Source organism: Chimaeribacter coloradensis, assembly GCF_002858715.1.
Taxonomy (GTDB): domain Bacteria; phylum Pseudomonadota; class Gammaproteobacteria; order Enterobacterales; family Enterobacteriaceae; genus Chimaeribacter; species Chimaeribacter coloradensis.
In genome coordinates this window covers 50,616-70,362 of record NZ_PJZH01000005.1, presented here as the reverse complement: position 1 = coordinate 70,362, position 19,747 = coordinate 50,616, and the positions used below count along the sequence as shown (strand labels likewise).

Here is a 19,747-nt window from a genome sequence, read left to right as displayed (position 1 = left end):
CGGGCTTTTTTTCGGGCTGCGCTTACAGCGCCGGTACAACCCCGGCGTCGCCGTGGGCGGGGGTGCCGGCCGGGGAGGCGGCAGGCACAGACTCCGGCAGGCTCTCCAGTTGCAGGATGCGGCTGGTCTCTTCCAGCACCTGCTGCGTCAGCGCCAGGTTACCGTTCAGCTTCTGGCCGTAAGACGGGATGATCTGTTTGAGCTTCGCCTGCCATTCCGGCGAGGCGACTTTCTCTTTGAACACCCGCTCCATCAGCTCCAGCATGATCGGCGCGGCGGTGGAGGCGCCCGGTGATGCCCCCAGCAGCGCGGCGATGCTGCCGTCACGCGAGGTCACCACTTCGGTGCCCAGGCGCAGTACGCCGCCCTTCTTCTCATCTTTCTCGATGATCTGCACACGCTGGCCGGCGACCCACAGCTTCCAGTCCTCTTTGCGCGCTTCCGGGAAGTACTCCTGCAGCGCGCGGTGGCGGTCGTCGTCGCTGAGCATCAGTTGCCCGACCAGGTATTTCACCAGGTTGAAGTTATCCATGCCCACGTGCGCCATCGGCATAATGTTGCCGGGGCGCAGGCTGCCGAACAGATCCCACAGCGAGCCGTTTTTCAGGAACTTGCTGGAGAAGGTGGCGAACGGCCCGAACAGCAGCACGCGTTTGCCGTCCAGCACGCGGGTATCGAGGTGCGGCACCGACATCGGCGGCGCACCAACGGTAGCCTTGCCGTAGACTTTCGCCATATGGCGTTTGACCACTTCCGGGTTCTCGGTAACCAGGAACTCCCCGCCCACCGGGAAGCCGCCGTAGTTGCGCGCCTCCGGGATGCCCGATTTCTGCAGCAGCGTCAGCGAAGCCCCGCCCGCCCCGATAAAGATGAAGCGGGTACGCACGCGCCGCTCACGGCCGCCGTTTTGCAGGTCGGCGATGGTCACCGTCCAGGTTTTGTCGCTGTTGCGTTTGATGTCACGCACTTCATGGCCGGTCTGGTGCACGAAGTTGCGGCTTTTACGCAGGGAGGTCACCAGCTGGCGGGTGACTTCACCGAAATTCACATCGGTGCCGATCGGGATGCGGGTCGCCGCCACTTTCTGCTGCGGGTCGCGCCCGTCCATCACCGCCGGGATCCAGTCACGGATCTGCGCCGGGTCTTCGGAGTACTCCATGCCGCGGAACAGGGTGCTCTGTTGCAGGGCCGCATGGCGTTTACGCAGGAAGTTGATGTTGTCATCGCCCCAGACAAAGCTCATGTGCGGGACGCTGTTGATAAAGGCGCGCGGGGTGTGCATCACGTTGCGCTGAACCTGGTAGGCCCAGAACTGGCGTGAAATCTGGAACGATTCGTTGATCGCCACCGCTTTGCTGATGTCGATGGAGCCGTCGGGCTTCTCCGGCGTGTAGTTCATTTCGGCCAGCGCGGCGTGGCCGGTGCCGGCATTGTTCCAGCCGTTAGAGCTTTCGTCCGCCACGGAAGAGAGACGTTCCACCATGTGGATCGTCCAGTCCGGCTCAAGCTCCTGCAGGTAGGTGCCGAGCGTCGCGCTCATGATGCCGCCGCCGATCAACACCACATCGACGACCTGTTTTTCCTCTGCTGCCGCTTGCGTAACAGACATTACCGTATTCAAGCAAAGCGCATTGGCACGTAGTTTGTTCATAACCCGTCTCTGCATCCTTGAAAAACAATAACTTCATGAAAATAAAACATGCTGAGTCGTACAACGTCAGCAATGTGTGCATCGCGGCGTTGCATCCTTTATTCCCACAACCGGTGAAGGGCTGAAGTTAACAATAACTTAACATATCTGGTCAAGAAATATGAAAAATTCAACTTTTCGTTATCAATATAACATCGTTGTTAGCCCGGCTAAAAAGGATTTTAAACTTTAAAATTTGTCAACAAACATTGTGTGGGATTATGAGGGAGGCGTTGAAGCGTTGCGCAATTTGCGTAAAAAAGCCGCAGCGCGAACGCAACGGCTTTCAGGGTTAAAGGGCAGAAAACCAGGCGGTTTATGCGCCGTTATGCGGGGTGCTGAGCCACTTCATTAATGCCTGGTGGAACGCGGCGGGGTCCTGGATCTGCGGCGAGTGGCCCAGCTCCGGGAACTCCACCAGCGTCGACTGCGGAATGGCCGCGGCGGTGCGTTTGCCCAGCTCTTCGTAGCGCCCCAGTTTCGGTTTGAGCTCTGCCGGGGCCAGCGCTTTGCCGATCGCCGTGTTGTCTTTGCCGCCAATCAGCAGCAGCGTCGGCATTTTCAGGTGCGGGAACTCGTACACCACCGGCTGGGTGAACACCATATCGGTGGTGAGTGCCTGATCCCACGCCACTTTCTGCTTGTCCGGCCCGGCATACATGCCCGCCTGCATGTTGACCCAGCGATCGTACTCCGGCTTCCAGTGGTTCGCGTAGTAGGTGCTGCGCTGGTAAGCGCGGATGGAGTCCGCATCGGTTTTCAGCTCGCCCTGATAGGCAGCGTCGATGCCCGGGTAAGGCACGCCGAGCGCTTTCCAGTCCTCCAGCCCAATCGGGTTGACCAGCACCAGCTGTTCAACCTGCTGCGGGTACATCAGGGCGTATCGGGTGGAGAGCATCCCGCCCATCGAATGGCCCATGACCGTCAGCTTCTGTACGTTAAGTTTCTCCAGCAGCGCGTGGGTATTGGCGGCGAGTTGCTGGAAGCTGAACTGGTAATGCTGCGGCTTGGACGATTTGCAGAAGCCGATCTGGTCCGGCACCACCACGCGGTAACCGGCATCGCTCAGGGTGGTGATGGTCTGCTCCCAGGTTGCCCCACAGAAGTTTTTACCGTGCATCAGCATCACGGTCTGGCCGTTTGGCTTCGCCGGTTTGACGTCCATATAGGCCATCTGCAACGGCTGACCCTGTGAAGTAAAGGTGAAATGTTCAACCGGGTGGGGGTAAGCAAAGCCGGAGAGTTCGGCGTCATAGGTGGCCGGGGCAGCCAGCGCGGCAAACGGCAGCATAGCCAGTGCCGGCACCAGGGTCGGGAGCAGTTTCATCAGCAGGTTCCTGTTGTTGACTCGTAAAATATTGATAATCAAACGGTTGGCCGGAAGAGCCCGGCCACAAAGGTCTTATGGCGTTGGATAAGCTATAACACCGTAGCACATCCTATCTGCCCGCCGCCGCCGGGGGGCAAAACTGACTATTCTTTACTCAATACGCCCGTTTTTTACCGTTTCATTACGCTATCCGGCTGACTCTTCAGGGTAAAACCAGAAAGCGCGGCGGCCTCGGCTATAATTAGCCCAAGCCCTGACGTTTTCACAAAGGACACTGTACGTAATGCCGAAAGATTCCGAATTGCATCGCGTGGCGCAGAGCAGCGACCACCCGACTATCACTGAGCACGCCATCAATAATCAGCCCAAAGAGGCCCCGCTGATTAATGTGAAAACCGGCAACGCCGATATCGACCACCAGATCAGCCGCTTCTCCCGGCTGGTGGCCCGCTTTCAGGCCTGGGCACCGGTCGCCCATGTGCTGCGGGCGGTAGAACGCTTCAATGACCGGCTGGGCAGCCAGTTCGGCGCGGCGATCACCTACTTCTCGTTCCTGTCACTGATTCCGATTCTGATGGTGTCATTTGCCGCCGTGGGGTTTGTGCTGGCCTCCCACCCCGATCTGCTTACCGAGCTGATTGGCAAAATCGTCAACAGCATCAGTGACCCGTCACTGGCCGCCACGCTGAAAAACACCGTAAACACCGCCATCCAGCAGCGCACCGCCGTGGGCCTGACCGGGTTACTGCTGGCGCTCTACTCCGGCATCAGCTGGATGGGCAACCTGCGTGAGGCGATCCTCGCCCAGTCGCGCGACGTCTGGGAGCGTAACGCGCAGGATAAAGAGAAGATCTACCTGCGTTACCTGCGCGATTTTATCTCGCTGATTGGGCTGGTGGTGGCGCTGATCCTGACGCTGTCGCTGACGTCGGTGGCCGGGTCGGCGCAGGAGGCGATTGTCGGGGCGCTGGGGCTGTCACACGTGGAATGGCTGCGCCCGGCGATGACCATCATCGCGCTGAGCATTTCGATCATCGCCAACTATCTGCTGTTCCTGTGGATTTTCTGGATGTTGCCGCGCCACAAGCCGCGCAAAAAGGCGCTGTTCCGTGGGACGCTGATTGCCGCCATCGGCTTTGAGGTGATTAAGATGATCATGACCCTGACGCTGCCGAGCCTGGCGAAATCAGCCTCCGGCGCGGCCTTTGGGTCGGTGATTGGGTTGATGGCGTTCTTCTACTATTTCGCCCGCCTGACCCTGTTCTGCGCCGCCTGGATCGCCACCGCCAAATACAAAGGCGACCAGCCGATCGGCACGCCGCCGCAGACCAAAGCGCCATAAACCTCCCTATCATGCCAGGCAGCGCCTGATGCCTGGCATGATATGCTGATGTAAGAAGCTAAAACCTCCCATTGATGCTGAAAAAAGGCAACCCCCTCAGCCGGAACCAGCATATCTCACTACCCTGAAAATTTTCTTCAGCGGTTTTCTGGTGTCTTCGGCTGTGATTTATTCATACCGCAAACTTATGAAGCGCTAAACCGGTTATCTCAGAAAGAATATTCTCTTTTGGCCGCCAGGCCGCTTTCCGGCGGTTTTTACAGCGTTGAAATGGCGCTTTGCTGTGCTTAAGATGATTTTTTACATAAATCACAAATAAGATACATTTATGCAAGCCACCATCGCACCGCCCATTGATTCTGAGCAACAGGCCACACCGACCAACTCACGCGGCAAAGTGATCGTTGCTTCCCTTATTGGTACCGCCATCGAGTTTTTTGATTTCTACATCTACGCCACGGCGGCCGTGATTGTGTTCCCGCACATCTTCTTCCCACAGGGTGACCCGACCGCGGCGACGCTGCAATCCCTGGCGACCTTCGCCATCGCCTTTGTGGCACGCCCGATTGGCTCAGCGCTGTTCGGCCACTTTGGCGACCGCGTCGGCCGCAAAGTCACGCTGGTGGCGTCGCTGCTGACGATGGGGATCTCAACCGTCCTGATCGGCCTGCTGCCAAGCTACGCCACTATCGGCGTGTTCGCCCCGCTGCTGCTGGCGCTGGCACGCTTCGGCCAGGGCCTGGGCCTCGGCGGCGAGTGGGGCGGCGCGGCGCTGCTGGCCACTGAAAATGCCCCGGCGAAAAAGCGGGCGCTCTACGGCTCCTTCCCGCAGCTCGGCGCGCCGATCGGCTTCTTCTTTGCCAACGGCACTTTCCTGCTGCTCTCCTGGCTGCTGACCGATGAGCAGTTTATGTCGTGGGGCTGGCGTGTGCCGTTTATCCTCTCCTCTGCGCTGGTGCTGATCGGCCTCTATGTGCGCGTCTCCCTGCATGAGACCCCGGTGTTTGCCAAGGTGGCGAAAGCGGGCAAACAGGTGAAGATCCCGCTCGGCACGCTGCTGAGCAAACATATGAAGGCGACCATTCTCGGCACCTTTATCATGCTGGCGACCTACACCCTGTTCTACCTGATGACGGTCTACTCCATGACCTACGGCACCACCGCGCAGCCGCTGGGGCTGGGCTACTCGCGCAACAGCTTCCTGTGGATGCTGATGGTGGCGGTGATCGGTTTCGGCGTGATGGTGCCGGTGGCCGGGCTGCTGGCGGATGCCTTCGGCCGCCGCAAAACCATGATCGCGATTACCCTGCTGATGATCGCCTTCGCCTTTGTGTTCCCAAGCCTGCTGGGCTCCGGTAACCAGGTGCTGGTGATGGGCTTCCTGCTGCTCGGCCTGAGCATCATGGGGCTGACCTTCGGCCCGATGGGCGCGCTGCTGCCGGAGCTGTTCCCGACCGAAGTGCGCTACACCGGGGCGTCGTTCTCCTATAACGTGGCGTCGATCCTCGGTGCCTCGGTGGCCCCGTACATCGCCACCTGGCTGGCGACCCACTACGGCCTCGCCTACGTCGGCTTCTACCTGGCGGCGATGGCGACCCTGACGCTGATCGCGCTGCTGCTGATGAAAGAGACCCGCCACCAGGCGCTGTAACATTTCATCCCCGTCTTCCGGCCGGTGCCCTGCACCGGCTTTTTTCTGCCCGCGCCCCGCCTTTCTTTCGTCACACGCCCGACGTATGCTCTCTTTTCAGCCCCTTACCGGAATTCTGCTTATGCCCCGACCCCATAGTTATGTTGTCTGGATTGGTGCGCTGGTTGCCTTGTGCCTGCTGGCCGCCGGGGCATATCTCTGGCTGCGCCCGGCCCACCCGGACGCCTTATGGAAGATTGTCAGCGAGCAATGCCTGCCCAACCTGCAGCGCACCGGGCAGCCCGCCCCCTGCGCGCTGGCAAACCCCGCAGCCGGGTATGTGGTGCTGAAAGACCAGAACGGCCCGCTGCAATACCTGCTGCTGCCGGGCGCAAAGATCACCGGCATCGAAAGCCCGGCGCTGCTGGAGGCGAAAACGCCCAACTTTTTTTTGCAGGCGTGGCAGGCACGCGGCGTGATGGCCCGCCGCTATGGCCACCCGATTGATGACAGCATGATTTCTTTGGCGATTAACTCAGAATGGGGACGGACGCAGAACCAGCTGCATATTCACCTCTCCTGCCTGCGGCCGGACGTGCGTCAACAGCTTCAGGCGGCCGATGGCCGCATCACGCCACGCTGGCAGCCGCTGACGCTTGACGGCCAGCCCTGGCTGGCGCGGCGCGTCACACAGGAGGAGCTGGCGCAACGCAGTGCATTCCGCCTGCTGGCGGAGGGGGTGCCGGGGGCCAAAGAGGCGATGGGGCACTACGGGCTGGCGATGGTCAGGGCGAAAAGCGGGGATTTCCTGCTGCTGGCGATTGAGCGTGATCTCCTGACGCTGAACCTTGCGTCCGCTGAAGAGATACAGGATCACCAATGCCAACTGCTGAGGAATCAGCATGCGCAAGCCAGCAGATAACAGGCACAAAAAAACCGCTTTTCAGCGGTTCTTTTGTCTGGCTACGCAGTTAGCAGGCTACGCAGACAGGGTGTATCTCACTTAAAAAAGCAGGCAGCAGCACACAAACCGATAATATCCCCCTGCTGCATTTTCGTCACGCTCTTTATAGAAAAAAATGCCGGTATTCTCGTTTTTATTTCATGTTTAATTAATTTTAAAGTAATGATTTATAATAGATTAAATATGAAAGGCTCTTTATCAGCGCGCTACCCTGTAGACTCTTGCCGGGGCCGTTCCGCCTGTTTAGCAGCGGGTCACCGGGCATTGGGTAACGGGTACTCTTCCCCCGTGAATGGCAGGCAGCAGCATACTGCCTGCCTTTCTGGAAACTTCCCGGTGGGTTTGCAGAAATAGCGGATCGCCTGTCAGGGATTCGGCAATGAGAAATACGCGTAAGCTGTTTATTACGCTGTTCGTTGCGCTGGTAATGCAGACGGCTGCAGAGGAAGGTTGGCAGATTAACATCTCCAACATTCAGCTTCAGCTGAACCTGTTCCAGCCCAGGTAACGCTAAAAACAAAAACCGCTCCTTTACGGGAGCGGTTTTTTTATCTGGCTACGCAGTTAGCAGGCTACGCAGACAGGGTGCTTAAAAACATGCACAAGCAGTATCACGCAAAACAATAATATCCCCCTGTTTCCTCTTCGTCACTCTCTTTGTCGAAAAAAGTGGCAGAATGCCCATTTTTATTTGACGGTTAATTGAGATTAAAAAATTGATTAATAATAGATTAAATACGAAAGGCTCTTTATGGACACTAAAACTTGTAGACTCTTGCCGGGGCCGTTCCGCCCGTTTAGCAGCGGGTCACCGGGCGTTGGGTAACGGGAAATTTACCCCGTGAAGTGCAAGCAGTATCACGCTGCTTGTCTTTCTGGAAATTTCCCGGTGGGTTTGCAGAAATAGCGGATCGCCTGTCAGGGATTCGGCAATGAGAAATACGCGTAAGTTGTTTATTACGCTGTTCGTTGCGCTGGTAATGCAGACGGCTGCGGAGGAAGGTTGGCAGATTAATATCTCCAACATTCAGCTTCAGCTGAATCTGTTCCAGCCCAGGTAACGCTAAAAACAAAAACCGCTCCTTTACGGGAGCGGTTTTTTTATTGCCGGTGCGGTTTACTTACTGGCTTTCATTTTCTGCAACAGCGGGCCGCACTGGTTCTCTTCCCCTTCGCTGGGGGAGATCAGCGCCAGCAGCGAGGCGGCAGGGCCGACCACCGCACCCAGCGCCACAGCGGCAGCGCCACGGGCGAGCAGCGGCCCCGCTTTTACCCCGGCGTCCGGGTTTTTGAAGGTGCCGCGCACGTAGAGCGGTGAGCGCAGGGTGATGATACGCAGCCCTTTGCTGTCCGGGTTGATGGAGAGATCCAGCCGCTCGTTGGCGAAGTTGGTGGTGCCGCTGACGTTAATGATCGCGTTCTCGGTATCGAACACGAACAGCCGCGGTGACGCCACGCCGTCGCGGACGTTAATGTCTGCAGCGGCGCAGTTGATCGCTACTTCATCGTCCCCAAACAGTTTGCCGACCACGTAGTTACCCACGTTCAGCCCGGCAATCTCCATCAGGTTGCGGCTGATCACGCCGTCGTTAATTAACAGCTGCAACTGGCCGTCACTGGTGCCGAGCAGCGCGGAGACGGAGTTACCGGTGCCGGTAAAGGAGGCATCGCCGTTCAGCTGGCCCAGGCTGCTCCGCATCGCTTCCACATTCGGGAACAGCGCTTTAAGTTGCAGGCCGCGCGCGTGCATGTCCACCCGCCCCGGCATCGGGTTTTTATTCCCCTCCAGCCGGACGGTGGAGTTCAGGTTACCGCCGGCCACGCCGAAGCGCAGCGGGTCAAGCAGCAGCACGCCGTTGGTGAGTTTCAGGTGAGTGCTCAGGTCGCTCAGCGGCAGGGATTTGCCATGCTCGATGCGTTTGGCCGCGAACTTCACGTCAGCGTCCATCACGTCCCAGCTTTTGGTATCGAATTTCTCAACCGGCAGCACCTTGTCGGATGGCTGGCGGGTGGTTTCGCCGCGTTTCGCTTTCTCTTTATTGGAGTCTGCGCCGATCAGCGGCGCGAGGTCAGCAAAGCGCAGCTGCTTCGAGACCACATCGCCGGTGAGTTTCGGCCGTGGTTCGCTGGCGTGGTAAACCAGTGAACCGTGGATGTCGCTGTCGCCAATCTCCCCGTTGAAATCCCGGTAGCGGTAGACGGCACCGCCCTTCTCTTTCAGCGTCGCAGAGAGGCGGCCATCGGTTTCATACGGCGGGGATTGCGGCAACAGCACGCCGGTGAGGCCATACAGATCGGAGAGGGTTTCCCCGGAGAGTTTCAGGCGCAGGTCCAGCGCACCGAGGTTGGTCGGGTCGGTCAGTGTCCCGGCCACCGCAACGCGCGTATTGCCGGAACGCACATCGGCCTGCACCGGGAACGGGGTACGGGTGTCCTGCAACGCCAGCAACCCGCCGATTTTCCCGCTGCCGGAGAGCGGCTGCCCGTTGTAACGGCCGGTGACTTTCCAGCCAAACATGAAGTCCGGCGGGGAGGTGTCTGCTTTCTGTTTCGCGCCCTCATCCTTTTTCTGCCCGGAGATTTCGGCATAGGGCAGCGGTTTGCCCAGCGGGTCGACCACCACGCGCACGTCCGCTTTCGCGATGGCGTCTTTGTAGTCGATCTGCCCGCGATCAAAGGCAATCTCGCCGATGTTCACCGACCAGGCGGAAGGCTGCGGGTTTGGGTCGGGGTTCTGGCTGCTGGCGAGGTTGAACGTCCAGTTATTTTTGCCGTTTGCCAGCCGTTGCAGGGCGGCGTCAGGCTTCGTCAGGCGGATGTGCGGGATGCTCACGGTTTTGCCCAGCAGCGCCAGCGGGGCGAGGGTGGCATCAGCGCGCTGCAGCGTGACCATATTATTGCCGAGGTCTTTGGTTTCCGGGATGCCGTCAGGGTTGCCGAGCACAATATCTTCGGCATGGATGTGCGGCCACGGCACCCATGAGCGCCAGCCGCGCTCCTCTTTCTGGCGTGACCAGTCCACGCCGAGGTTGCCGCGGATGGCAAACGGCCGGTTCAGCTCCGTGGAGACTTTTTCGTTAATGGTGGGTTTCAGGCGGTTCCAGTCAAAGGTCATGATGAACACCACCAGGGCGATCAGCACCACCACCAGCACTCCCACGACCCAGCTTATTATTTTTCCTGTTCGCGACATGAGCTATTCCTGACAGAGAATTAACAGTTTCGTCAGCTTAACAATAGCTTAAATTGTCTGATCCTGCCCGGGCGCACCCGGCGGAGAAAGCGGGAAACAGGCCGTTATGCCTGCAAATAACAGGGTTTACAACGGAAAGCGGGAGTGTAACCCGGTATGTCAGCCGGGGAAAAACAGCGGCAGACCGGCTTCACGGTCAAACACCTGCGGCCGGGACATGTAATACCCCTGGGCGGCATGGGCATCAGAGTCGCAGACCATCGCCCACTCTTCGGCGGTCTCCACTCCTTCGATAATCACCCCTTTGCTGTAACGCTTGAGCAGCGTCACCAGCGTAAAGAACAGCCGCGAGCCTTCATCGCTCTGGCGCAACAGGATAAACAGCTCCCGCGCTACTTTGATGTACTCATACTTCCAGGCGGTGAACGAGCAGAAATTGGCGAGACCGTTGCCGAAGTCATCCAGCCATAAACGGTCAGCCTGGGCAATCTGCCCCAGCGGCCGGGTCAGCGCCATTTCTGCCTGCTCAACCAGCTCGAAGCGTGCAAACGGCAGCGCCGCGATGCGGGCGCAAAGGGCCGGTTGCTGCTGGAGCGCCTCCAGGGATTGCCCATCCACGTTGATGGAGGCCAGCAGCCCGCGCGGTTCCAGTTCCGGACGCCACTGCTCCAGCAACTGAAGCTGCTCCTGGATAATCATCAGCCGCCGCGTCACGCTGATGGCGGCAAAATAGCGCTCCGGCGACAGGAATTTCCCGGGGTTAGAGGGGTGTGATACCGCGGTCAGCAGCTCCAGGCCCAGCATATGGCCGCTGGTCAGGTAAATAGGCTGAAATTTGTAGGTACGCTGGCATTGCCGCCAGAAACTCTGTTCCTTCGCGCGATCAATCACAGAGAATGATGGCGTGAGCAGACCAGACATCATCTTGGTTATCATCGTTGCTGTTGCCATGTTCGTGATGGTTTGGGGGAGCCGGCCTCGCGTGCCGGATGCGGCAGCGGGATGTCACCGCCTGTTGCCTGCCCTGCGTCGTGTTCTACGCCTGTTAATTATCGGCCTCATTGCTCAAAACTTTACCCCTGAAAGCCGCTTTGGCGCGGGGCCACGGGCATGGCGTGCCCGGTGCGCTAAGCTGCTGATATCGTTCGGCACAGCAAAAGCGCGATCTCTCTCAGGAATTTTAAAACGTTGTTTTATTGCTGTTGACTCGCCCCGCCCTTCGGTTAAGACTACGGGAAACCCCTATTCACCCTCTTAAGCAGGCCAGCCACCATGACAAGCCAGAAAATTGCCGTTATCGGCGAATGCATGATCGAACTGTCGCAAAAAGGCGCGGATCTCAGCCGCGGTTTCGGCGGCGACACGCTGAACACCGCGGTCTATATTGCCCGCCAGGTGCCGGAAACGGCGCTGGGTGTGCACTATGTGACCGCCCTCGGCACCGATACCTTCAGCCGGGAGATGCTGGCGGCGTGGCAGCGTGAAAAGGTCAACACCGATCTGGTGCAGCGGCTGGAGAATAAACTGCCCGGCCTCTATTTCATCGAGACCGACGCGCACGGCGAGCGCACCTTCTACTACTGGCGCAATGACGCCGCCGCCCGCTTCTGGCTCGACGGCCCGCAGGCAGACGCGCTGTGTGAACAGCTGGTGCAGTATGACTACCTCTACCTGAGCGGCATCAGCCTGGCGATCCTGACGCCGGAACGGCGCGAACGGCTGATGGCGTTGCTGCGTGACTGTCGCGCCCGCGGCGGTAAGGTGATCTTTGACAACAACTACCGCCCGCGCCTGTGGCAGCAGCGGGAAGACACGCAGCAGGCTTATCAGGCGATGCTCGCCTGCACGGACATCGCGTTCCTGACGCTGGACGATGAGGACGCACTGTGGGGGGAGCAGCCGGTTGAGGCGGTGATCGCCCGCACCCGCGCGCTGGGGGTGTCAGAGGTGGTGATTAAACGCGGGGCGGAGTCTTGCCTGGTTTCCGACCCGCAGGGGGCGCTGCATGAAGTGGCCGCGGTGACGCTGGCGAAAGAGGAGGTGGTGGACACCACCGCCGCCGGGGACTCCTTCAGTGCCGGTTACCTGGCGGTGCGGCTGACCGGCGGTGATGTGGTGGCGGCGGCTGAGCGCGGCCACCTCACCGCCAGCACGGTGATCCGCCACCGGGGCGCGATTATCCCGCTAGAGGCGATGCCGCGCTAAACCCGGCATCCCGCAGAAACAGACGTGCCGGCAGAAGCCGGCACGTTTTTTTGCAGCGTCGGAAATAGCCGCGGGTTACGGCGTGGTCGCTGCCGCCGCCTCGGCTTTGGCGTCATCCACTGAGGGCACTACGGCCGGGGCCGGCAACATCACGCTGTTGTAGGCCTCCTGCAACGTCTGCACGCTCATCTCCGCTTCCCCTTTCGGCTGCATCAGCACCAGTGCCGGGTCCACCGAGAGCTGCTGTTTCAGCTCCTGGTTCAGCAGCGGCAGGCTGAGCGATGCCAGGAATTCCTGGCGCAACTTCTGGTACAGCTCCGGCGCGATGTCCACCACCCCATTCTCCTGCGAACGCAGGCGCTGGTTGGTCAGCACATCGGTGCTGGTGCGGGCATAGGTGGCGAACAGTTGGCTGAGCTGATCGTTCTTCTGCGCCATCAGCGCATCAAACTCCTGCTGCGTCAGCCCGTTGTCGCGCACTTTCGCCAGCTCAGTGACCAGCGCGGTGAAGTCCGGCAGCAGTGCGGCGTTCGGGCTCTCCATCCGGATGGCGCACTGGCTGCGCTGGTACTGCACCTGGCAGTCAAAGCCGAGGTTCATCGCCTTGGCTTTGCCGTTCAGTTGCTGTTGCAGGTGCATAAACAGCGCCTCACGCGCCAGGTCGCTGCGCCAGTAGCGGCTGAGCGTCTGGGAGTCGCGGATCGGCTGCCACGGCGCATCCCAGATTAACGACAGGCGATCCTGCGTCAGGCCGTCGGCGATCAGCGTCACCGCCTGCGCCGGCAGCGGGGAGAGGGTCGGCATCACCGGCGGCGTCTCCCGTTTGCCTTTCAGGCTGCCAAAGGTTTTGCTGATCTGCTCGCCCATGCTGCGGCTGTCCACGTTGCCGACTACATAGAGCGTCATCGCGTCCGGCGTGTACCACTGGTGATAGAACTTGTTCAGCTCATCAATGCTGACCGGGCGGTCAGGGCGCTGGCCGGGATCGTGCGCCAGCAGCGTGGAGCCTTTCATCCGGTAGCGCCACCACGGGTCTTGCGCATCCGGCGGCAGGGTGCCGATCGGGTCCTGGAAGGCGTCCATCGCTGCCTGCACGGTGGGGGCGTCCGTCACCAGCCCGCCGCTGGTGTCCGCCAGCCAGGTCAGCGCCTCTTTCAGCAGCTCGGGGCGGTTGGTGGGCAGGCTCAGGTTATAGAGGGTGTAATCATAGGACGAAATGGCGGGCGGCAGAGGCCGGTCGCTGTCGATCGCCTGCTGCCACAGCGACTGAAGCTGGGGAGCGCTGAAGCTCTGGCTGCGGATCAGCGCCAGGTGCGGCAACAGGTGGGCAAAGCCGGTCTGTTGGGCGGTCTCGACCAGCGAGCCGGCGCGCACGATCAGGCGCAGTTGAATACGGTCGGTGGGACGCTGCGGCGTGGCCAGCAGCTGCCAGGTGAACCCATTGTCCAGTTTACCCTGCTGCCAGGCAGGATCGGGTTGTAGTGCTTCAGCCTGCACGCTGCTGCTGGCGGCAACCAGCAGTAACCCACCAACTAAAAGACGAATTTTGGTGCCCTGCATGTGAACCCCTACTTAAAATAACATTCCGATTTTTCTATTCGAATTCGTTCATTCCCTGCTCCGGGAACGCAGCCCTGCCCTGTGCGTGTCAGTGAGACGAAACGGGAGGTAACCCGTGTTTGACCGCGAACCCCTGCCGATGTCACCGCGGAAATGAGAAAAAAAGCGGCGATCTGAACATCAGCAGGCCGGGGGTGGCGGGGTATTATGAGGAAAAGCCACCACTTACATCAAGTAAAGGGTGGCTTTGGGCGGCAAACAGCCTGTAAGTGCGGCTTAATGCCGCGATCTGAGCGCGATCAGGAGGAGGAGATCGTCCCGGCGGTGGATTTTTTATCATGCAGCACGGTGTGGAGCTGCTTTTCATTCAGCTGGCCCACGCGTTTCGCCACGACGACCGTTGCCACGCCGTTGCCCACCAGGTTGGTCAGCGCGCGCGCCTCAGACATAAAGCGGTCGATGCCCAGAATCAGCGCCAGGCCGGTCACCGGCAGGTGGCCCACGGCGGAGAGTGTTGCCGCCAGCACGATAAAGCCGCTGCCGGTGACCCCGGCCGCCCCTTTGGAGGAGAGCAGCAGCACCACCAGCAGGGTGATCTGGTGCCAGATGTCCATGTGCGAGTTGGTGGCCTGTGCGATAAACACCGCCGCCATGGTCAGGTAGATTGAGGTGCCGTCGAGGTTAAACGAGTACCCGGTCGGGATCACCAGCCCCACCACCGACTTCTGGCAGCCCAGCCGTTCCATCTTGTCCAGCATCCGCGGCAGCGCGGACTCTGAGGAGGAGGTACCGAGCACGATCAGCAGCTCCTCTTTGATGTAGTTGATAAAGCGGAAGATGCTGAAGCCGGTGACGCGGGCGATCAGCCCCAGCACCACCACCACAAACAGGATACAGGTCAGGTAGAAGCAGAGGATCAGCTGGCCGAGCTGCACCAGCGAGCCGACGCCATATTTGCCGATGGTGAACGCCATGGCACCGAACGCCCCCAGCGGGGCCAGGCGCATGATCATATTGATGATGCCGAAAATGACTTTCGAGAAGCTCTCGATCATGTTGAACATCAGCTGGCCTTTATCGCCCAGGCGGTGCAGCGCAAAGCCGAACAGCACTGCAAACAGCAGCACCTGCAGGATGTTGCCGCTGGCGAACGCGCCGATCACGCTGCCGGGGATGATGTCGAGCAGGAACGGGATGATCCCCTGCTGCTGCGCCTGTTCGGCATAGACCGCCACCGCTTTGGCATCCAGCGTGGCCGGGTCGATGTTCATCCCGGCTCCCGGCTGCACCACGTTCACAATCACCAGCCCGATAATCAGCGCCAGGGTGCTGACCACTTCAAAATAGAGCAGCGCGATGGCACCGGTGCGCCCGACCGCCTTCATGCTCTCCATCCCGGCGATGCCGGTCACGACGGTACAGAAAATCACCGGCGCGATAATCATTTTAATCAATTTAACAAAGCCATCGCCCAGCGGCTTCATCTGCGCCCCCAGCTCCGGATAGAAATGCCCGAGCAGCACCCCAATGGTGATGGCGGTTAACACCTGAAAATAGAGGCTCTTAAACAACTTTTTCATGATCAACATCCTTTGCGGGAGAGAGCTGTCACCCACTGCCCACACGGGCATGACAGCAGCGGCGAAAGTAACACCAAGAAAACATGTTGGAAATAACTTATCTATGGTTGCAACAACTGTTCATAGCAAAGTATGAGCTGAATCGATTCACCGGCAGGATGTCGGAAGGGAAAGGGTGCCGCGCCGGGCGATGGCCCGGCGCGGGTAACCGGGGCGTTATTTGCCGGTTTTTTCCGGCAGCGGCGCACCCTGCCGCAACAGCTTTTCAAAGGCGTCGCGCGGCATCGGCCGGGCAAACAGGTAGCCCTGCGCCATCGGGATGTTGTGCGCCTTCAGCCACTGGTGCTGGGCGGAATTTTCCACCCCTTCGGCGATCACGCTGATGTCCATCGCATTGGCGATGGAGCTGACGATCCGCACCATCAGGTCATCTTCCGGCAGGCTGCTGATAAAGCTGCGGTCAATTTTGATGATGTTGATCGGCAGGCAGCGCAGGCGGTTGAGGTAGTGCAGGCTGGAGTACCCCATGCCGAAATCATCCAGCGCCACCGACACCCCGGAGTGGTGCAGCTCGCTGAGCAGCTTCAGCGCCCGGTCAAGATCGTCGATGCGGGCAGTTTCGGTGATCTCCAGCACCAGCATGCCGGGCTTGATCTGGTAGCGGCTCAGCAGGGTTTTCAGCTCCAGCAGGAAATTGCGGTGCTGAATCTGTACGCCGGAGAGGTTCACAGAGAGCGGAATGGTGATCCCTTCGCGCTGCCAGTCCGCCAGGATGCGGCAGCCCTGCTCCAGCACCCAGTAGCCCAGCGGTACAATCAGGCCGATCTCCTCGGCAAACGGGATGAACTCCGCGTCCAGGCTGTAGCTGCCGTCCGGCAGGCGGCGGCGCAGCAGCGCCTCCGCGCCGATGATCCGGTCGCTTTGCAGCTCAACCTGCGGCTGGAGGAACAGCGCGAACTCGTTGTGCTCCAGCGCCTGCAGAATGTCGCTCTCCTGCGTCAGCCGCTGCTGGGTTTTGCGCGTCAGCTCCGGATCAAAGAACAGGATCTCATTTTTGCCCTGGTGGTGGGCGGAGACCAGCGCCGAGCGGGCATTCAGCATCAGCGCCGCGGCTTCCGGCCTGCTGTCCCCGGCATGGTGGGCGATGCCGATGCAGGCCACCGGGCGCACCGTCAGCTCCCCTTCCGTCAGCGGCGCGTTGATCGCCGCCATGATCTCCCGCGCCAGCCGCATCGCCTGGAACGGCCGCTCCGCGCTGCGGGCCAGCACGCTGAACTCATGCGGCCCGGTCTGGCCCAGTTCATCATGCTCCGCGAGGGCGCTGCGGATGCGTGCCACCACCGCCTGCAACATGGCGTTGCGCTGCGGCTCGTTCAGCACCCCGGCCGCCTCCTGCAGCGTCTCCACGTCGATCAGCAGCAGGTTGAAACGGGACAGGTGCGGCTGGAAGCGCAGGTACTGCGCCAGCAGCTCGGTAAACAGTGACTCATTCGGCAGCGCCGTCACCGGGTGGCGCGGCCACTCGCGCAGGTTTTCCCCAAAGCGCTGCGCCAGCACTTTCTGGTTGCGGTTGTAGTGGCGCGCCAGCATCCCCAGCTCGTCATCTTTATGGATTGGCGAGACCCGGAGCTGGTGGTGCAGAATCTGCCCCTCATCCAGCGCGTCCAGCTCCCGCGCCATATGGCGCAGCGGGTGCACCATCAGCCGGTTCATGCACCAGCTCACCGCCACCGAGAGCACCAGCGCCATCAGCAAATAGGTCGCCAGCAGGGTAATAATGATGCTGCGGATCTGCTGGTAGAGGTGCCAGGAGTCCGCCTGCAACACCAGGTAGGCCAGCGGCTTGGGGTGCGCAGGCATCCGCTCCAGGGTGTAGAGCGGCACGCTGATGCGCACCGGCAGTGAGAAGAGGCTGGCCACCAGCGGCGGCACCGCCCGCTCCGGCGGGAAGTCGCCATGCAGCACCTGGATGTCGTTGGGCAGCACCACGTTGGCGCGCGTCACGATGCCGAGCGGTTTGAACGTATTCAGAAGCTGGTGCGCCTGCGGCAGGTCAACATTGAGCACCGCCTCCGCCAGCGGCTGGCGGATAGAGTGGGCCACCTGTTCCATCTGCTGGGCGTAATCCTCCCGGCGCTGCTGCGCCAGGTGAAACAGCTGGATAGTGATAAAAATGCAGAGGGTAACCAGCGTCACGCCTGATACGGCTGCCATCTGTTTAATCGTTAACGAACGTCTGACCCGCAACATACGTCTCCGTCACACACTGGGATCGGCCACCGGCGTCACGCCCGTGGCTATAAAGAGATGAACACCACGCCCGGCGCGGTGGTCTCACACGGCATCACTGCCTGTTTATGCTGTTTTGGCCGTCACATCGGAGGTCATACCCTTCCGTGCGGCACCTCATGGTAATACGTGAGCCGCATTGGTAACAAACAGTTAAATCCATGACCAAAAAGCGGGGCGGCGTGGCCGCAATCATCACGGCGAGGCAGCATGCTGCCCAGTATACGGGTTTCCCCCGCCGGCAGACGGCCTGTTCACCGCTTCCGGCAAGATAACCGCCGTTTTCATCCTTATCCTAGCGTAAAACCCGCTAACTCCCCCTTTTCAGCAGGCGGCGGCACGGCATGCCCGCGTGTTCCGGGGTGGCAGGGGCAGGAAAACCGCACTAAATGATTAAATATATTTAACATATACCCCGTGCGAATACGGGTTAAACAGAGCTTTACGCTGGCGTAATTTTAATGATTCACTTAACCGGGCATTAAAAAACGCTAATAGGATTTACCTCAGAACAAAACACCAAGGCACTATTCAGACAGGCATTTTCCCTGCCGATCGCTGCGCTATTAATCTGATTTGGAATTGATATATTAGGCGCGCTCCAGCGACGGGGCGCGGCGACGTCACCTGAACCCCCTTCCCTGGCGGGAATGCCGGCACGATTGTCTGCGTTTTTTTCACCACTTTTTCCCGGCACCCACACCCTCGTATAGGCCGCACTGATGAATACATACGACGATATTAAACGGTTCAAAGAAAAAACCCATATGGAAGGGATTGATTACAAGGAAATTTCAGACAGCGGCCAGGAGGGTGCCCAGCAGAACTGGCCGATCCTGCGCCAGCTCTCCGCGGCGGCCGACGCCCCCGGCGCGCTGGGCAGCAGCCAGCGCACCGTGCAGCCGGCTCCGGTGCCGGTCTCCGGCCGGGAATTCGCCGGCCAGGGGCTGCTCAGCAGCCTGAGTGAGCAGCTGCCCCCGAAGGCTCCTGCCCCGGCAGTGGCCGCCGCCCCTGACGCCGCCGCCACTGCCGCGGCGGACGCGGCCCGTTACACCTCGCTGTTCCGGCCGAAACCCGCCGCCCGCCCGGCCGCGGACAGCCGCCGTGACACACCGCTTCAACCCCTGTTAGAGATGATTGCCTCATGCCGTTAGTCTGTGTCTGCTCGCCCAAAGGGGGCGTCGGCAAAACCACCCTGACCGCCAATCTGGCCTATGCGCTGGCGCGCAGCGGCAGCAAAGTGCTGGTGATCGATTTTGACGTACAGAACGCCCTGCGGCTGCATTTCGGCGTGCCGGTCTCCGACGGGCGCGGCTTTGTGGCTGACGCCACCGACGCCGCCGACTGGAGCCAGTTCATCCTCAAGGCGGGGTCCAACACCTTTGTGCTGCCCTACGGCGAAGTGGACGAGGCCCAGCGCCTCGCCTTTGAGCAGCAGCTCACCAGCGACCCGCACTTCCTGATGCGCGGCCTGCACACGGTGTTGAACTACCCCGGCCTGGTGATCCTGGCGGACTTCCCGCCCGGCCCCAGCCCGGCGCTGAAAGCAATGAAAGCGCTGGCGGACCTGCACCTGGTGGTGATGCTGGCGGACACCGCCTCGCTGTCGCTGCTGCCGCAGATGGAAAACCACAAGATGATCGGCAGCGCGCTGAACGACAAACAGGGCGAGTACTACGTCATCAACCAGATCGACATGCGCCGCACCCTGAGCCGTGACGTCACCCAGTTCTTTGAGCAACGCCTGGGCGACCGCCTGCTCGGCACCGTCCACCGTGATGAGTGCGTGCCGGAGGCCAACGCCTCCCAGCGGGCAATCATCGATTTCAGCCCGGTCTCTGCCGCTGCGTTTGACATCGAACTGGTCAGCAAAAAAGTGGCGGCCATTCTCGGCATCAACGTTGGCGACGGTGAATTCCACGCGTCGATCACCCCTCCCCACACTTACTGATAGCGGCCACCCT

General features: G+C 60.3%; 15 protein-coding genes. 7 read left to right on the top strand and 8 right to left on the bottom strand.

Going from position 1 to position 19,747, the window contains the following annotated elements:
• Nucleotides 1-22 precede the first annotated feature (22 nt).
• Both mqo and CYR32_RS07745 read right to left on the bottom strand, forming a co-directional pair.
• The gene (gene mqo, locus CYR32_RS07750) at nt 23-1,651 is read right to left on the bottom strand and encodes a malate dehydrogenase (quinone) (RefSeq protein ID WP_101823816.1); all 1,629 of its coding nucleotides are present in this window, start codon (nt 1,649-1,651) and stop codon (nt 23-25) included.
• A 355-nt stretch (nt 1,652-2,006) separates the two neighbouring features.
• Nucleotides 2,007-2,981: an alpha/beta fold hydrolase gene (locus CYR32_RS07745; protein ID WP_241523788.1), complete on the bottom strand. Its 975-nt coding sequence runs from the start codon at nt 2,979-2,981 to the stop codon at nt 2,007-2,009.
• Between the two features lie 322 nt (nt 2,982-3,303).
• Here CYR32_RS07745 and yhjD point away from each other — a divergent pair, with 322 nt between their 5' ends.
• The 4 genes from yhjD (at nt 3,304) to CYR32_RS21980 (ending at nt 7,464) form a co-directional block, all read left to right on the top strand.
• Nucleotides 3,304-4,362 carry an inner membrane protein YhjD gene (gene yhjD, locus CYR32_RS07740; RefSeq protein WP_101823814.1) on the top strand — a complete coding sequence of 353 codons (1,059 nt, stop codon included), beginning with the start codon at nt 3,304-3,306 and terminating at the stop codon, nt 4,360-4,362.
• Nucleotides 4,363-4,690: 328 nt separating this feature from the next.
• Entirely contained in the window at nt 4,691-6,013 is a 1,323-nt protein-coding gene (locus CYR32_RS07735; protein ID WP_101823813.1) for an MFS transporter, read from the top strand.
• 121 nt (nt 6,014-6,134) lie between these two features.
• Nucleotides 6,135-6,914 (top strand): CDP-diacylglycerol diphosphatase, encoded by a 780-nt coding sequence (locus CYR32_RS07730; RefSeq protein WP_101823812.1) that lies wholly within the window; start codon nt 6,135-6,137, stop codon nt 6,912-6,914.
• Between the two features lie 421 nt (nt 6,915-7,335).
• Nucleotides 7,336-7,464: a hypothetical protein gene (locus CYR32_RS21980; RefSeq protein ID WP_277621945.1), complete on the top strand. Its 129-nt coding sequence runs from the start codon at nt 7,336-7,338 to the stop codon at nt 7,462-7,464.
• A gap of 289 nt (nt 7,465-7,753) precedes the next feature.
• On the opposite strand, the gene CYR32_RS21380 is transcribed toward CYR32_RS21980, so the two are convergent.
• The 3 genes from CYR32_RS21380 to pdeH form a co-directional block, all read right to left on the bottom strand.
• Nucleotides 7,754-8,029 (bottom strand): hypothetical protein, encoded by a 276-nt coding sequence (locus tag CYR32_RS21380; RefSeq protein WP_146000679.1) that lies wholly within the window; start codon nt 8,027-8,029, stop codon nt 7,754-7,756.
• A gap of 44 nt (nt 8,030-8,073) precedes the next feature.
• On the bottom strand, nt 8,074-10,149 hold the full coding sequence (locus CYR32_RS07725; protein WP_101823811.1) for an AsmA family protein: 2,076 nt from the start codon (nt 10,147-10,149) through the stop codon (nt 8,074-8,076).
• Between the two features lie 159 nt (nt 10,150-10,308).
• Nucleotides 10,309-11,100: a cyclic-guanylate-specific phosphodiesterase gene (gene pdeH / locus CYR32_RS07720; RefSeq protein WP_165698199.1), complete on the bottom strand. Its 792-nt coding sequence runs from the start codon at nt 11,098-11,100 to the stop codon at nt 10,309-10,311.
• Nucleotides 11,101-11,421: 321 nt separating this feature from the next.
• Here pdeH and kdgK point away from each other — a divergent pair, with 321 nt between their 5' ends.
• A complete protein-coding gene (gene kdgK / locus CYR32_RS07715) occupies nt 11,422-12,354 on the top strand; it encodes a 2-dehydro-3-deoxygluconokinase (RefSeq protein ID WP_101823809.1) in 933 nt (310 codons plus the stop codon).
• 75 nt (nt 12,355-12,429) lie between these two features.
• On the opposite strand, the gene CYR32_RS07710 is transcribed toward kdgK, so the two are convergent.
• From CYR32_RS07710 to hmsP, 3 genes are all read right to left on the bottom strand, one after another.
• Nucleotides 12,430-13,914: a M16 family metallopeptidase gene (locus CYR32_RS07710; protein WP_101823808.1), complete on the bottom strand. Its 1,485-nt coding sequence runs from the start codon at nt 13,912-13,914 to the stop codon at nt 12,430-12,432.
• Between the two features lie 299 nt (nt 13,915-14,213).
• On the bottom strand, nt 14,214-15,494 hold the full coding sequence (locus CYR32_RS07705; protein WP_420912823.1) for a dicarboxylate/amino acid:cation symporter: 1,281 nt from the start codon (nt 15,492-15,494) through the stop codon (nt 14,214-14,216).
• 216 nt (nt 15,495-15,710) lie between these two features.
• The gene (gene hmsP / locus CYR32_RS07700; RefSeq protein ID WP_101823947.1) at nt 15,711-17,741 is read right to left on the bottom strand and encodes a biofilm formation regulator HmsP; all 2,031 of its coding nucleotides are present in this window, start codon (nt 17,739-17,741) and stop codon (nt 15,711-15,713) included.
• A gap of 764 nt (nt 17,742-18,505) precedes the next feature.
• Between hmsP and bcsO the strand changes: the two genes are divergently transcribed.
• Together bcsO and bcsQ are read left to right on the top strand one after the other, a co-directional pair.
• Nucleotides 18,506-18,937 (top strand): cellulose biosynthesis protein BcsO, encoded by a 432-nt coding sequence (gene bcsO / locus CYR32_RS07695; protein WP_101823807.1) that lies wholly within the window; start codon nt 18,506-18,508, stop codon nt 18,935-18,937.
• Complete coding sequence (bcsQ, locus tag CYR32_RS07690; protein WP_101823806.1) at nt 18,928-19,734, top strand: cellulose biosynthesis protein BcsQ; 807 nt, start codon at nt 18,928-18,930, stop codon at nt 19,732-19,734. The genes bcsO and bcsQ overlap by 10 nt, the downstream gene beginning before the upstream one ends.
• Nucleotides 19,735-19,747: the final 13 nt, after the last annotated feature.